Origin of the sequence: Mycobacterium sp. 852014-50255_SCH5639931 (genome assembly GCF_001665605.1) — a bacterium.
In the GTDB taxonomy this organism is placed as follows: Bacteria; Actinomycetota; Actinomycetes; order Mycobacteriales; family Mycobacteriaceae; genus Mycobacterium; species Mycobacterium paraffinicum.
The window spans coordinates 180,911-195,603 of the sequence record NZ_LZSV01000011.1; the positions used below are offsets into that span (position 1 = coordinate 180,911).

15 protein-coding genes are annotated in these 14,693 nt (G+C 67.7%); 7 read left to right on the forward strand and 8 right to left on the reverse strand.

What is annotated here, in order from left to right:
• Positions 1–102: 102 nt before the first annotated feature.
• The 4 genes from A5758_RS06390 to A5758_RS06405 form a co-directional block, all read right to left on the reverse strand.
• Positions 103–1,239, reverse strand: coding sequence for a phosphotransferase (locus A5758_RS06390; protein WP_067737884.1), 1,137 nt, complete (start codon positions 1,237–1,239; stop codon positions 103–105).
• Between the two features lie 111 nt (positions 1,240–1,350).
• Positions 1,351–1,971, reverse strand: coding sequence for a TetR/AcrR family transcriptional regulator (locus A5758_RS06395; RefSeq protein WP_067737887.1), 621 nt, complete (start codon positions 1,969–1,971; stop codon positions 1,351–1,353).
• 84 nt (positions 1,972–2,055) lie between these two features.
• Positions 2,056–2,496 carry an ATP-binding protein gene (locus tag A5758_RS06400; protein ID WP_082939603.1) on the reverse strand — a complete coding sequence of 147 codons (441 nt, stop codon included), beginning with the start codon at positions 2,494–2,496 and terminating at the stop codon, positions 2,056–2,058.
• Between the two features lie 59 nt (positions 2,497–2,555).
• On the reverse strand, positions 2,556–2,933 hold the full coding sequence (locus A5758_RS06405) for an STAS domain-containing protein (RefSeq protein WP_067209877.1): 378 nt from the start codon (positions 2,931–2,933) through the stop codon (positions 2,556–2,558).
• A 358-nt stretch (positions 2,934–3,291) separates the two neighbouring features.
• Between A5758_RS06405 and A5758_RS06410 the strand changes: the two genes are divergently transcribed.
• The 3 genes from A5758_RS06410 to A5758_RS06420 all read left to right on the forward strand — a co-directional run bounded on the left by A5758_RS06410 (position 3,292) and on the right by A5758_RS06420 (position 6,003).
• A complete protein-coding gene (locus A5758_RS06410) occupies positions 3,292–4,419 on the forward strand; it encodes a catalase family peroxidase (RefSeq protein ID WP_304441248.1) in 1,128 nt (375 codons plus the stop codon).
• Entirely contained in the window at positions 4,416–4,994 is a 579-nt protein-coding gene (locus A5758_RS06415; protein ID WP_067737890.1) for a cytochrome b, read from the forward strand. Before A5758_RS06410 ends, A5758_RS06415 begins: the two co-directional genes overlap by 4 nt.
• 115 nt (positions 4,995–5,109) lie before the next feature.
• Positions 5,110–6,003 (forward strand): fructose bisphosphate aldolase, encoded by an 894-nt coding sequence (locus A5758_RS06420; RefSeq protein WP_067737893.1) that lies wholly within the window; start codon positions 5,110–5,112, stop codon positions 6,001–6,003.
• 1 nt (position 6,004) lies between these two features.
• On the opposite strand, the gene A5758_RS06425 is transcribed toward A5758_RS06420, so the two are convergent.
• The 3 genes from A5758_RS06425 to A5758_RS06435 all read right to left on the reverse strand — a co-directional run bounded on the left by A5758_RS06425 (position 6,005) and on the right by A5758_RS06435 (position 9,438).
• Positions 6,005–7,093: a DUF190 domain-containing protein gene (locus tag A5758_RS06425; protein WP_067209888.1), complete on the reverse strand. Its 1,089-nt coding sequence runs from the start codon at positions 7,091–7,093 to the stop codon at positions 6,005–6,007.
• Between the two features lie 78 nt (positions 7,094–7,171).
• A complete protein-coding gene (locus A5758_RS06430) occupies positions 7,172–8,344 on the reverse strand; it encodes a sulfotransferase (protein WP_067737896.1) in 1,173 nt (390 codons plus the stop codon).
• The gene (locus tag A5758_RS06435) at positions 8,341–9,438 is read right to left on the reverse strand and encodes a DUF1214 domain-containing protein (protein WP_067737899.1); all 1,098 of its coding nucleotides are present in this window, start codon (positions 9,436–9,438) and stop codon (positions 8,341–8,343) included. The genes A5758_RS06430 and A5758_RS06435 overlap by 4 nt, the downstream gene beginning before the upstream one ends.
• A 60-nt stretch (positions 9,439–9,498) precedes the next feature.
• Between A5758_RS06435 and A5758_RS06440 the strand changes: the two genes are divergently transcribed.
• On the forward strand, positions 9,499–10,083 hold the full coding sequence (locus A5758_RS06440; RefSeq protein WP_067209899.1) for a TetR family transcriptional regulator: 585 nt from the start codon (positions 9,499–9,501) through the stop codon (positions 10,081–10,083).
• Here the strand turns inward: A5758_RS06440 and A5758_RS06445 are convergent, their stop codons facing one another.
• Complete coding sequence (locus A5758_RS06445) at positions 10,084–10,665, reverse strand: TetR/AcrR family transcriptional regulator (RefSeq protein ID WP_067737903.1); 582 nt, start codon at positions 10,663–10,665, stop codon at positions 10,084–10,086.
• Positions 10,666–10,810: 145 nt separating this feature from the next.
• Between A5758_RS06445 and A5758_RS06450 the strand changes: the two genes are divergently transcribed.
• From A5758_RS06450 to A5758_RS06460, 3 genes are read left to right on the forward strand one after another with little or no spacing between them, the layout of a single operon-like run.
• Positions 10,811–13,036, forward strand: coding sequence for an acyl-CoA dehydrogenase (locus tag A5758_RS06450; RefSeq protein WP_067737906.1), 2,226 nt, complete (start codon positions 10,811–10,813; stop codon positions 13,034–13,036).
• A gap of 8 nt (positions 13,037–13,044) precedes the next feature.
• Complete coding sequence (locus tag A5758_RS06455; RefSeq protein WP_067737909.1) at positions 13,045–14,253, forward strand: thiolase family protein; 1,209 nt, start codon at positions 13,045–13,047, stop codon at positions 14,251–14,253.
• 6 nt (positions 14,254–14,259) lie between these two features.
• Positions 14,260–14,673: a Zn-ribbon domain-containing OB-fold protein gene (locus A5758_RS06460; protein WP_067737913.1), complete on the forward strand. Its 414-nt coding sequence runs from the start codon at positions 14,260–14,262 to the stop codon at positions 14,671–14,673.
• Positions 14,674–14,693: the final 20 nt, after the last annotated feature.

A 14,693-nucleotide genomic window follows, 5' to 3' on the forward strand; every position in this document is an offset into this window, starting at 1 on the left:
CGCCATGGGCTGAAGGCGCAAAAGACCCGCAGCATTACGCTACGGGAAGTAGCGTAACTCTTGCCGCGGCCATCGCAATAGGTTCGGCGAAACTTGCTCGCCTCAAAGCGAACTCTTCAGCGCCGCGACCGTTTCCAGATCGTCGAGCGCCTCGACACCGCGTCGCAGCCCTTCCATGGCGATGTCTTCGACCTGCATGCCGCCCATGCCCGCGGTGATCAGCGGCGCCACGTACGCGTACAGCGCGGCCTGGCGGAAGCGCAGCCAGAGTTCGTCGCGGTCCAGTTCGGGTCCACCGGCCGCGGCGAGCGAGCGGCGGTAGTCATCGAGCAGTTCGCGCTGGGTCGCCCGGCGGTCTTCGGGCGTGAGGCTGGTGATCAGCGTGTAGGCCAGTTCCCGCGACGGGTGCCCACGCCGCACCGCCTGCCAGTCCAGCAGTCCGGCCTTGCCGCCGTGGAAATACATGTTGCCGGGGTGCGCATCGCCGTGCATGACGGTGTGTGGGGGAGTGTCGATGAGGGCGGCGACGGCCCGGTAGTTGTCGGCGATGAAGCGGCCGCTTTCGACGGGGATCTCGGTGCGCTCGGCAAGGCGCTTGATCGAGGCGTGCATCAGCGAGCCGGTCAGCAGGGAAGTGACGTCGCCGGACGGCGTGTAGAGCCAGCCCAGGGGGCCGCGTCCGTCACGGGGGAGGCGGTTCCAGAAGGTGGCGTGCAGGTCGGCGAGCAGGTCGACGATCAGGCTGGCCTGCTCGGGCGAAAGCGGGTGCAGCGTGTCGGGGAACTCGCACGACTCGGCGGGAAGGTCCTCCAGCACCAGCAGGTAGCGCCCCGTCCACGGGTCGAATGCCGCACCGTAGGCATACGGGGCGCCGACGATCTGCGGCGCGAGCTGCCGGTAGAACCGCACCTCTGTGTGCCCGAGCCGGCCCAACTCGCCCATCAACCGGGTGGCCGCAGTCTTCGCCGCGAGCTTGACGAACACCGAGTCGGGGACATTCTTTCCGGTCAGCACCAGCCGAGCCCGCGACGACGTCCCCGCGTCGCTGCCCAGGATGCGGACCGTTCTGACGGCGGTGCCCATCACCTTGGAGAGCACTGCCGCGTCGACGTCCCGCACCCGCCGGGGCAAACCCAATCGGCTGCCGACCACTGCGTCGGTGGCTACCCGGCCCACGCCGCGGCCCAGGTGAGCGGCCAGACCGGCGGCCGAAATAGCCCGCGTCACAGGGTTATTCATATTTGTTCGTTTCTTGGTGCGGACGTGTCACCCGCACCGCGAGCCGTTCGGACGTCGCGGCACGGGGTCAGTCAAAAATACTCGAAGGTCGCGATATCAGACAATACGTAGTTATTGTCTGATCTCCGGTACCAGGGCCCGCACCACGAATTGCTCGACGAACTCGCGTTTGTCGGCGACCGGGCGGTACCGCCAAGAGGGCGCCAGGAGGAACAGCGTCGTCGCGTGCAGCCATTGCACGACCGACCGCGGGTCGAGATCGGCGTGCAGACGGCCGGCCGACTGCCACCGATCCAGCAGCGGTTGGTAGTGCCGCAACAGCGTCTCCACGATGGGCTCCGAACCCTTCTCGAGGGCCGTCGCCACGGCGGTGCTCTCGGCGGCGAACAGTGCCTCGTTCAGTGGATCGCCGTCCACCGACTCGACGCGGGCCAGCACCATCTCGGGCACCGACCGCACCGGATCGTCGGGGGCGCCCAGCGACCGGACCAATTCGCCGAGCGCACGGTCGACCCGCTTCAGGATCAGGCCCAGCAGGACGTCGTCGCGGCCGGGGAAGTACCGGTAGACCGTGGACCGTGACACCCCTGCCTCGTCGGCCACCTCACCCATCCGGAACTGAGTGTTGCCGCGATGCGCGATGCAGCGGCCCGCGGCGTCCAGGATCCGCCTGCGGGCCTCCTCGTCGTCGAGGATCGCGCGGTCGTCGCCCCACCGGCGACTCGGTTCCATGACGCAGATGTTACGGGGTCGGTTCCCCATAACAACGAATTCCATTGCGAACCAAGCACATCGGACGCACCGGGTGGCGCGGGTTCAAGCACCCTGGCGTTGTGTCAGATCGGTCCAGGTCAAGGTGACGCGGGTGCCGCGCGGGGTGCGGTCGATGGTCACCTCGTCGGCGAGTGTCTCCATCAACGGGATGCCGCGTCCGCGGAGTTGCTGCTGGTACTGGGGCGGCATTTGCTGACGCCAACGGCCGCGATCGTCGACGGTGACGGACAAGGTGTCGGCCTGCCGGTGATAGCCCGCGCTCACGTCAAGCGTCCCGCGCTGGGAGGTCTCGCAATAGGCGAATTCCGCGGCGTTGGCGATGGCTTCGTTTACCGCCAGCAGGACGTCGCTGAACCGGTCGGAACTGAGACTGAAATGCGTTTCGAGCCAGACCCCGAATTCGGCTCGGGCCCGAGCAGCGCTACGCGGGTCGGCGGCGACCCGATTCCGCGCGAAGCGGAATCGGTCATCGATGTTCGACACGTCATGCGGTTGAGGATCAGAGCGCCCCATCGTTCCCAGTTGTGCCCCCATCTCGAGGTTCACCCACCAGCAATGCCGCTCAGTGCGTCGTCAAGCGAGCTGTAGAGCGCGAGCACGCTGTCGATTCCCATCAGTTTGATCGGTCTGCTCGTCGCCGAGCCGTTGGCGACGACAGCGAATTTTGTCGGCGGCTCGGTCTCCGCCTGCGCCGTCACCAGGACGGTCATCCCGGCTGACGCCAAGAAGTCCACTTTCGACAGGTCAACGATCAGCGCGGCGGGTTTGGTCGCCATCGCGGTCTGGATGGCCTCGGCCAGATGCGGCGAGCTGAGCATGTCCACTTCACCCGAGACGGTCAGCACGACCGCCTCGTCTACCTGCTGTTTTCCTACTGAGAAAGCGGTCGGATCGATTGGATCGCCGGTTAGTTCGCCCATGGTCTATCACTCACATTCGGTCCCTGGTGGGACACCGGTAGCTCTAAAACAGCCACTGCCAACACCGGGGGCTGCTTGTTCAACCCCACGGAAAGCGCTTGCCCTTCGGAGGAGAGACACTCCGTCGATCTGCGCTCTAGCTACAGATGCAGCCGCAAGTTGTTTATTCGATGGTATGACACGCGGCGAACCACACCCAAAACGAGTGAACGAATGGCCCCGGCGCGACGTCCTGTGAGTGTGTGCGACGCCCCCCGCAGAAGTTGCGCATGGCATTGGCCCATGCGTGAATGGCCTGTACCGGATTCGTGTCCAGCCCGGGCCACCTGGCCTGCACAAACGCGGAAGGACGGTCGGCGTGGAGCCCGGTGATCGCGGTGGCGAGCAGGACGACCCGCGGGCCGATGTCGAGCCCTCCGGTGCCGGTACCGACGCAGTGACACGACGGCGCGCTTTGCTGGGCATGGGAGCGGTGGCCGGCATCGCCGCGGTCGATGTCGGGGGCTTCGCCTACGCGGGCGGCTGGCTGCGACCCGGTGCTCTGACGCCGCCCCGGTTCGCCGACCGCTTCGAACACGTCTACGGACGCCACGACGGCTTTCGCCGCAATCACGCCAAGGGGCTCAGCGCGGTCGGAACATTTACGAGCACCGGGGCGGGGGCGGCGATCTGCCGGGCCGCAGTCTTCCGGGCGGGGATGGTGCCGGTGATCGGCCGGTTCTCCCTGTCGGGTGGCCTCCCGGACCAGGCGGACGCGCCCACCACGGTGCGCGGACTCGGCTTGCTCTTCCAGGGCCCCGACGGCCAGCAATGGCGCACCGCGATGGTCAACATCCCCGTCTTCCCGGACAGCACGCCGCAGGGCTTCTACGACCGGCTGCTCGCTTCCAAACCGGTGGCCGGGACGGGCAAGGCCGACCCCGAGAAGATGGCCGCCTTCCTCGACCGTCACCCCGAGACGGTCGCGGCGATGAAGATCATCAAGCAGGCCCCGCCCAGCGTGGGGTTCGCCGACAGCGCGTTTTACGGCCTGAACGCGTTTCGGTTCACCAACGGCGCCGGGGCAACCGTTCCGGTGCGCTGGGGCGCCGTTCCGCAGGAAGCGGCGGGCGCGCCGGCGTCACCGGCCGGCAAGGACTACCTTTTCGACGACCTCATCCTCGCGCTCGCGCAGCGACCACTCAATTGGCGGCTGGTGCTCACGGTGGGGGAGCCGGGTGATCCGACCCACGACGCCACGAAACCCTGGCCGCGATCGCGCCGCACCATTGACGCCGGCACCATCACCGTCACGGCGGTGCAGACCGAGGCGCCCGGCAACGCCCGCGATATCAACTTCGACCCGCTGGTGCTGCCGGACGGCATCACCGCCTCCGACGACCCGCTGCTCGCCGCGCGATCGGCCGTCTACGCCCGCTCATTCACCCGCCGCGCGGAAGAACCCAAGACGCCCAGCGCAGTCGACGTTTCCCGGGTGCTTCGGTGAGCGACGTCAACGCCACGGCCCGGTTCGCGCTCCCGTCCCGCCTGCTGCACTGGCTGATGGCGCCGATGGTCATCGCCCAACTGCTCATCGGCGTCACCATGGTCGCGGCGCTGAGCTACTACCCGCTGCTGCTGGCCATCCATCGCCCGCTGGGCGTGCTGATCCTGGTGTTCGCCGTGGTGCGGCTGGCAAATCGGGTCAGGCACCGGCCGCCCCCGTTTCTGTCCACGATGAGCCGCGCCGAACGGCGCATCGCGACGTGGTCGGAATACCTGCTCTACGCGCTGCTGCTGGTGCAGCCCCTCACCGGCTGGGCCATGCTGTCGGCGGCGCGGTTTCCGGTCACGCTGGTAGGGCCGCTGCGACTGCCCGGCATCGCGCCGCACAGCATCGACGTGTTCGCGGTGCTGCGCGAGTGCCACGGCGCCTTCGCGTTGCTGCTGTTTCTGACGTTCACCGCGCACATGTGCGCGGTGCTCTTTCACACGCTCGTGCTGCGCGACGGGCTCCTTGATCGCATGGCGCTGTGGCGCGTCAGACCCGCCTCCGCGCGGGCAGACCAAGCCGAGCTGTAACGACCTGCCTCCCCGGGCTCTGATCGGCCGAATATGATCGGCACGATTAGCGCAGGGTGCTGGGCGCCGCAGGCGCCGTGACCATACGCCGACCACGAAGGAGTGGAGAACTTCCATGCCGAACGAGAAGCAAGCGGAGCGGATGACGTCGGGGAAGGGGTTCATCGCGGCGCTCGACCAGAGCGGCGGCTCGACGCCCAAGGCGCTGCGCCTCTACGGCATCCAGGACGACGCGTATTCCTCCGAAGAGGAGATGTTCGACCTCATCCACCAGATGCGTTCGCGGATCATCACCGCCCCGGCGTTCACCGGTGACCGCATCCTGGCCGCGATCCTGTTCGAGCAGACCATGGACCGCGAGATCGAGGGCACCCCGTCCACCACCTATCTGTGGGAGACCAAGGGCGTGGTGCCCATCCTCAAGATCGACAAGGGCCTGGCCGAGGCGTCCGACGACGTCCAGCTGATGAAGCCGATCCCGGGACTGGACGGACTCCTGGAGCGCGCCGTGAGCAAGGGCGTCTTCGGTACCAAGGAACGGTCGGTGATCGGCGGCGCCAACGCCAAGGGCATCGCAGCCGTGGTCGCCCAGCAGTTCGAGCTCGCCCATCAGGTGCTCTCGCACGGCCTGGTGCCCATCATCGAGCCCGAGGTCACCATCTCGATCGCGGACAAGGCCGAGGCCGAGGGCATCCTGCGCGACGAGATCACCAAGCAACTCGAGAACGTGCCCGACGGGCAGCGCGTCATGCTCAAGCTGAGCCTGCCGACCGAGGCCAACTTCTACCTCCCCCTGATCGAGCACCCGAAGGTGATGCGAGTGGTCGCCCTCTCCGGCGGTTACTCGCGCGAGGAGGCCAACGAGCTGCTGGCGAAGAACCACGGGCTGATCGCCAGCTTCAGCCGCGCGCTGACCGAGGGGCTGACCGCCGACCAAACCGACGAGCAGTTCAACGCCACGCTGGACGAGGCGATCCAGTCGATCTACGACGCGTCGGTCGCCGGCTGACCTAGTAGCGGTGGTCGGCCATCCGGGGCGGGCCGTCGCCGGCGTCACGTTCGTCCGACACCACCGCGGGCACCATCTCGCTCGTCACCAGCCCGTCGTCGCGGGTCAATTCGTCGATCACGTCAAAGGATTCGGCGATGTTGGCCGGGGTGTCGATGACGATGGTCACCACGGGGACGCGCCGGCGTAGCGAGAGGAACCTGTCACCGTGCGGTTGATGGTCGCCGTGGTAGCCCCAGATGCCCCGCACCACCGTCGCGCCGTCGGGCGCTTCGCGTTGACGAAGCCGCTGCACGATCGCCCGGTGAATCGGCACCCCGCCGCGTAAAGCCGACTCGGACGTGTAGATCGTCAACTTCTGGAACAGTGGCAGACCGCGTTCGTCGACCCCCGGGAGGGCGTGCGGCCGTTCCAGGAGTTCGCCGTCGCGTTTGCACACGCGGACCCGCTCCAGCGTGACCATGGGTTGTCGGAGCAGCCCCATCAGCTCCGGCAGCACCGCTGCGATGCGCTCGCCGGATCCGACGGCCACGATCATCATCGGCACGTTCGCGTTACGGCCGAAGAAGCGCGCACGGTGCCGCTGCCCGTCGGTGACGCCGTCGACCCCCAGCAGCACCGACGCGCCGGCTATCCGGCGCCGATGCAGCACATCGCAGATGGCGACGTAGGCGGGGGCGCCGTTGACGCGTTCCTTGCGGCCGACGTAGACGGTCAGCTTGACGGCTTCGCGCAATTCGTCGGGGAGCTGCAGCGGCTCCAGGAGTGCTCCGTCGTCGCGTAGCAGCCGCGCCCGCTCCAAGGTGACCAGGCCGCGCTGCTTGACGGCGAGCACCGGGTCGAGCAGGGCCTCGATCTTCGTCCTGGTGTCGACGGCGATGATCGCGACGGGCGGGTCCTCGGACAACGTCAGCGACTCGTCGGTCCTCAGGTGGCGCCCGGAACCGAAGCCGCCGATGCCGCGCAGCACCACGCCACAGGCGATGCGATGCCGGGCATAGAGATCGAGCAGCACATCGGACACGAAGCCTTGGTCGGTCCGCCGACGCTCGGCCAGGTAAGTGGTGAGCTTCAGACAGTCTTCGTCCATGGCAGCTCCCGTCGCTTTGCGGCGATCCTACTCGGTTGGAGACCCCAAGCGTCGCAACGGTGTTCGACGCTGTCCGGCTCACCGTAGCTTTTCGGTCGGCACCGCGTAGCGGTCCTGGTAGGCGCGTACCCGCTCGCGCACCTCGCCGGCCTCGAGGCCGGTGTCCGACCAGGTGTAGCGGCCGCGCCCGCCGTCACCGGGGTGGGCGGCAAGGAAGTCACGCATCTCTTGCTCGGCATCGGGGCGCAGCTCGCGATCGAGCCGCTGATAGATGTCCTTGATCGTGGTCCACGGGTCGTTGATGAAGTCGGCGTACTGCACGTCGATCACGCGGTCCGCCGGCACCGCACCGCTGTCGCGCAGGGCCATCTCACGCTCCAGCCCGACGACGATCTCCTCGTAGGACTGCGCGGCGCACTCGGCGATGCTGGACTCGTCGCTGCACATCCGGCGCAGGTGGTGGGTCAGCGCGGCGATCGACGAGATGACGTTGAGCGGGTCGCGATGGGTCTGCACGATCAACGCGTCGGGGTACTCGGCCAGCAGCGTGTCGAGCTGCCACAAATGCGCCGGGGACTTCAGCAACCACTGTCCGGGAACGCCGGATTGCAAGTGCTGCAGAAAGATTCGGTGAAAGCGGTAGGCGCCCGCGTGGTCCGCCTCGTAGAGCAGCCAACGGTAGTAACTCGGTAGGCGGTACTGCACCGAAAAGATCATGCTGACGAACTCTGCGGCCGTGATGCGCACACACTCCTGGCCGACGAGGGCGCCCATCGGATGAAACGCCAGAAAGCCCGGCATGATCTGCTCGGACATGTCGATGGCGGCCTGCGCCTGCGCGATGCGCGGATCGTCGTGATAGGTCTCCGGCTGCGGAACCGGGCAGGGTTCGTCGACCTCCCAGGTCAATGGGGCGCGCAGCGCAGGGTCCTGGGCGAGCAGGTCGTAAAGGATCGTGGTTCCCGTACGGGGCTGACCGACGATGAATATCGGCGCTGCAACCGGTTTCGTCGCGATCTCCGGATGCTGCTTGCGCCAGGCGATCACGCCAAGGCGATTCTTGAGGGCCCGCATGATGTCGAGGTGGGCGATCTCCACGCCGATGTCCGACAGCCGCGCCTCGTTGATCAGCCCGTCGGTGAGGCGGTGCAGGCCCGGCCGCCACCCCTCGGCGCCGAAGTCATCGCTTCCGGTTTCCTCGCAGGCGGTGGCTATCAGCCGTTCGGGGGCGAATCGGTCCTTCAGTGTCATACCGGCTCCTCACATCGGCGCACCGTCACTGCTACGTCGGGAGGGCTGGGGTTGTCCAGCCAGCGCAAGACGACGAAGCCGCGATGCCGGCCACCGGTGTCGAGCCAGTGGCCGACTCCGAAGTCCTTCGCGGAGATCGCGATTCGCACCCGGCCGTCCGCATCGGGTGAGACGCCGCGGTTGGTCACCGAGCTGTGCCGGGCGCGCGGTTCCAGGCACTCGTGCCAGATGCTTTCCAGCGTGACGTTCCAATAGCGGGTGTCGGGGGGAGCGATGTCGAGGACCAGGGCCTCGTTCGGTTCGAGCCGGTAGGTCCCGATCATGTACAGGTTGTCCGGGGTGGTGTCGGCGGCGCCGAGGTTGGCGGCCTCGGCGGTCAGCAACGTGTTGGGCATGTCGAGCAGTTCCGGCTTGATCGTGCGGTGCAACGTCGCGAGCTTCATCAGTGACCACGCCATCGCGGTGAACTGATCGGCGAGCTCGCCGTCCGTCAGCGGCGCCGGCGGGACGGGGTCCAACGCCTCGATCCGCAGCGTGGCGAGCTCTTCGCGCGCCCGATCACCGATGTACTCCCGGACCACCACCGACGAGGCGTCTTCGGGAATCTTCACCCATTGCGCACCGGCGAGGTCAGGCGGTTCGTCCGCCGACAGCACGAGCGCGAATTCGCCTGAGTCCAAGGCCAAGTCGACGTCGCTGACGTACCCTGCCATGCGGCGCGGCGTGAGTCCCGTCCCGGCCAGGATCTGCAGCCCGAGGTAGGCGCTGGTGCCCCGCGATCCGCTGATCCGGTACCTCCGGTCCCCACGAATCATCGCCAGGTAGTAGTTGCCGTCGGGATTGGGACCGCCGACCATGCGGTTGTCCGAACACATATCGAAGAAGGAGGGCCGCTCGGCGTCCGCCTCGACGGACATCTGCGCACACAGGGACGAGACGCGGGCGATCAGCCGCAGGCCTTCGAGCAGTTCCCGCTCGGATTCGGCGTCCTCGCTCACGACCTTGGTGATGTCCGCAAGCATCTGCTGGACGAACTGCCACGCGGCGGGCGCCTTCGGGGCCGTCTGATCGGACGAATCGGGATCGTGAGACATCGTCTCATGCTAAGACTATGTCTTACGACCTAGGCGTCGATTCGCGGAAAAGGTGGGGGAATGGCTGCCACGACATCGTTGGCCGAACGCAAGCGAACGGCCATGCGTCAGCGCATCGCCGCCGCCGCGGCTCAGCTGGTCGCCGATCGCGGCCTGGCGGGCACAACCGTAGAACGCATCGCCGACGAGGCCGACATCGGACGGGCGACCTTCTTCCGCTACTTCAACTCCAAGGAGGACGCCGTCGCCGAGGGCATGACGGTCCATTGGCTCAACCGGATCACCGCCGCCCTGGCCGCCCAGCCCGAAGGCCTGACCGCCACCGACGCCGTCATCGGCGCCTTCTCCGAGCTTGCCGGCGGATTCGCCGACATCGAGGACCAGATTCGCGAATTAGCGGTCCTGACAAGGTCTTCCGAGACATTGGACGCGTGGACACTGCACATCTATGTGCGTTACGAGCTGGCGATCGCTGAGCTGATCGCGCCGCGGCTGTCGCGATTGGCGGCCCAGGATCCCCGGCCCCGCCTGATCGGCGCCCTGGCGATGGCGACCGTGCGGATCGCACTCGACGACTGGCTCAGCCACGGGGGCTCCCTACCGGACCGCGTGAGTCAGGGCCTGGCAGCGATCACGATCAGGTGATCAGCCCTTGAGCGCCTCGACGATGAGCCGCGTCGTGCGCTCGGCTCGTCGCCGCGAGTAGGGGTGGGCGCCGGAGAGGATCGGATACACCACACCGCCGACGATCGCATCCGCAGCCGATTCGGCCGTGGCGGCGCCGATGCCATCGGCGAGCAGCCGGGCCCGCACGCTCTCGTGCAGCGGCGCGCTGAATCCGGCGCGCAGTCTGACGGCGGTGTCCTCGTGTTCCATGCAGGCGACGGTCAGGGTCCGCAACATCGCGGCGCCGCGGGCGGTCGTCAGGCTGGTCACCAGCTTGCCCACCCAGCGAACCAGGTCGGCGGTCAAGTCGCCGGTATGGGATACCGACGCCAGCAGCTGATCGGCGTCCTCGAGCATGACGTCGGCGACCAGCGCCGGGCGGCTGGGCCACCACCGGTAGATGGTCTGCTTGCCCACGCCGGCCCGGGCGGCGACGGCTTCGATGGTCAGACCGTCGAAGCCGCGCTCGAGAAGCAGCTCACGCGTGGCGGTGACGATCGCCGTCCGCGACTTCTCGCTTCGCCGCCTCGGCGTGCTCACCTGGGTGAGATCGCTTGGCATATGGTGATCCTCACTGCCGCGGTGGCCCGCTTTACATAGCCTGACTACCCCCGGTAGTCTGCCACAAGACGAGACGGTCCGTCTTGTAAGTCCCGGAAGGATATCAGTCCGTGCGGCCAACCATAGTCACCTCTCGGCCGTCACCGTGACCCTGGGACTGAGCCCGGAGCAGCAGGAGCTCTGCGACGCCGTCGGGCAGTTCGCCGGCCGGCACGCCCCCATCGCCGCCACCCGTGACAGCTTCGACGACCTCGCGGCGGGGCGCCACCTCGGATGGTGGGATGCTCTCGTCGGCAACGGCTTTCACGCCGTGCACTTGCCCGAAAGCCTGGGCGGCCAGGGCGGCCGGCTGATCGACGCGGCCTGCGTTCTGGAGGCGGCGGGCAAGGCGCTGTTGCCCGGCCCGCTGCTGCCGACGGTCGCCACGGGGGCCGTCGCCTTGCTCGCCGATCCGACACCGGCCGCCGAAGCGCTGCTGCGCGACCTCGCCGCCGGCGTCACCGCGGCCATCGTGCTTCCCGACGACGGTGACTTCAGGGCGCGTGCCGACGGCGGGGGATGGCGGATCACCGGGGCGTCGGAGGTGACCGCGGGCGTGTGCGCGGCGCGAACGGTCCTCGTCGCCGCCCGCGCGGAAGACGACGGCGTGGTCTGGGTGGCTGTCGACAGCGAAAACCCGACGGCGACAGCGGAGCCCGTCAACGGCACCGACCTGGTCGCGGACGCCGGCATCTTGCGGCTCGACGACTACCGCGCGGCCGGCGCGCAGGTACTCACCGGGATCGATCCCGAGCGTGCGCAATGCGTCACGCTGGGCCTGCTGGCCAGCGCGATGGCCGGCATCGTGCAGTGGTGCGTCGAAGCGGTGACCGCGCACCTGCGCATCCGCGAACAGTTCGGCAAGGTGATCGGTACCTTCCAGGCGTTGCAGCACAACGCCGCGATGCTGCTGGTCAGCAGCGAGCTGGCTACCGCGGCGGCCTGGGACGCGGTGCGCGCCGCCGACGAACCGATCGACCAGCACCGCATGGCCGCCGCCGGTGCGGCGGTGATCGCGATCTCACCGGTGCCCGACCTCGTCCTCGACGCGTTGACCATGTTCGGGGCCATCGGGTTCACCTGGGAGCACGATCTGCACCTGTACTGGCGGCGGGCGATCAGCCTCGCGGCCTCGATCGGCCCGGCGAATCGCTGGGCCCGCCGCCTGGGCCAGCTGACCTGCACCCAGCAACGCGACATGTCGGTCGACCTCGGCGACGCGGAATCGCAATTCCGTTCCTGGGTCGCCGAGACGCTGGATGCGGCAATGCAATTGAGCAACGACCAGCCGGCACCGCACGGCGACTACCCGGACCAGGCCTCCGGGCCCCAGCGCACGTTGATGGCCGATGCCGGCCTGATGGCGCCGCACTGGCCGGCGCCCTGGGGCGTCGACGCGGGTCCCCTCAAACAGCTCATCATCGACGAAGAGTTCGCCAAGCGACCCGGGTTGGTCCGGCCGTCGCTGAACATCGCCGAGTGGATCCTGCCCTCGGTACTGGCTGCCGCACCAAAAGAACTGCAAGAGAAGCTGATTCCGCCTACGCAACGCGGCGAGATTCATTGGTGCCAGCTGTTCAGTGAGCCGGGTGCCGGCTCCGACCTTGCGTCGCTGGCCACCCGGGCGGCCAAGGTCGATGGCGGTTGGCGGATCAACGGCCACAAGATCTGGACGTCGTTGGCGCAGTACGCCGACCTTGGCGCCCTGCTGGCGCGCACCGACCCCGAAGCCGGCAAGCATCGCGGCATCGGTTACTTCATCCTCGATATGCGGTCGCCCGGGATCGAAATCCAGCCGATCAAAACGGCCACCGGGCAGGCGCACTTCAACGAGGTGTTCCTCAACGACGTCTTCGTCCCCGACGAGATGTTGCTGGGCGCCCCCACCGACGGATGGAACCTCGCGATCGCCACCATGGCCGAAGAGCGTTCGGCCATCAGCGGTTACGTGAAGTTCGACAGGGCGGCGGCGCTGCGCCGGCTGGCGGCCGAGCCGGGACCCGACCGCGACGACGCGCTGCGCGCGCTCGGGGAACTCGACGCGTACACCAACGCTATCAAGGCACTGGGTGTACGGGAGACCATCCGGCTGCTCGACGGCCAGGCGTCGGGCCCGGCATCGAGCATCGCGAAGGTGGCGATGAACGTGCTGCTGCGCAGGACATTCGAGGCCACGCTGCGGTTGACCGGACGCGCGGCGATGGTCGCCGACGCCGACCCCGATATCGTGGAGGGCTACCTGCACCTGCCCGCCGAGCTGATCGGCGGCGGAACCCGGGAGATCCAGCTGAACATCATCGCGCAGATGATCCTCGGACTCCCCCGAAAGTAGGATGGCCCATGGGATTACGCGGAGAAGCGGCGATTGTCGGCTATGTCGAGTTGCCGCCCGAGCGGCTCAACAAGGCCTCGCTCGCGCCGTTCGCGATCGAACAATGGGCGGAACTCTCCGCAGCGGCGCTCGAGGACGCCGGACTGTCCGGCGATGTCGTCGACGGGATCGTGGCGTCGCACCTGGCGGAGTCGGAGATCTTCGTGCCCTCCACCATCGCCGAATACCTCGGCGTCGGAGCGAGATTCGCCGAGCACGTCGACCTCGGCGGAGCCAGCGCGGCGGCCATGGTCTGGCGGGCGGCCGCGGCGATCGAACTGGGCATCTGCGACGCGGTCCTGTGTGCGCTGCCGGCCCGGTACATCACCCCCTCGTCAAAGAAGAAGCCCAGGCCGCTGGTGGACGCGATGTTCTTCGGCTCGTCGAGCAACCAATACGGGTCTCCCCAGGCCGAATTCGAGATCCCCTACGGCAATCTCGGCCAGAACGGGCCCTACGGGCAGGTGGCCCAGCGCTACGCGGCCGTCTACGGGTACGACGAGCGGGCGATGGCCAAGATCGTCGTCGATCAGCGGTTCAACGCCAACCACACCGAGGGCGCGATCTGGAAGGACAAGCCGCTCACGGTCGACGACGTCCTGGCCAGCCCGGTGATCGCCGACCCGCTGCACATGCTGGAGATCGTCATGCCCTGCGTCGGGGGCGCCGCGGTGGTCGTCGCCAACGCGGATCTCGCCAGACGCGCGCACCATCGGCCGGTGTGGATCAAGGGATTCGGCGAACACGTGCCGTTCAAGACTCCGACCTACGCCAAGGACCTGCTGCACACCCCGATCGCGGAGGCCGCTGACACCGCGTTCGCCATGACCCACCTGAGCCGCGAGCAGATGGACATGGTGTCGATCTACGACTGCTACACCATCACCGTGTTGCTGTCGCTGGAGGACGCGGGCTTCTGCCAGAAGGGCAAGGGCATGGAATTCGTTGCCAGCCATGATCTCACCTTCCGCGGTGATTTCCCGCTCAACACCGCGGGCGGGCAGCTGGGCTTCGGTCAGGCCGGGCTGGCCGGCGGCATGCACCACGTCTGTGACGCCACGCGCCAGATCATGGGCCGCGCGGGCGCGGCGCAGGTGGCCGACTGTCACCGCGCCTTCGTGTCCGGGAACGGCGGAATCCTGTCGGAACAAACCACGCTGATTCTCGAGGGGGATTGATCGCAGATGGCCACCTTCGAGCGCCCGATGCCGGTCAAAACCCCTACCAGTGCCCCGTTTTGGGACGCGCTGGCGCAGCACCGGATCGTCATTCAGTACTCGCCCTCGCTGGGAAGCTACGTGTTCTACCCACGGGTGCGGGCGCCGCGCACGCTCGCGGACGATCTGGAATGGCGAGAGATCTCCGGCATGGGAACGTTGTATTCCTTCACCGTGGCGCGCCGGCCGGTAAGCCCGCACTTCGCCGACGCCGTGCCCCAGCTGCTGGCCATCGTCGAATGGGACGAGGGGCCAAGGTTTTCCACCGAGATGGTCAACGTCGACCCCGCCGACCTGCGGGTGGGGATGCGGGTGAAGCCGGTGTTCTTCGACTACCCCGAACACGACGTCACGATGCTGCGGTACGCGCCCGCCGACTGATCCTCGCGCGCGAAAGTGCG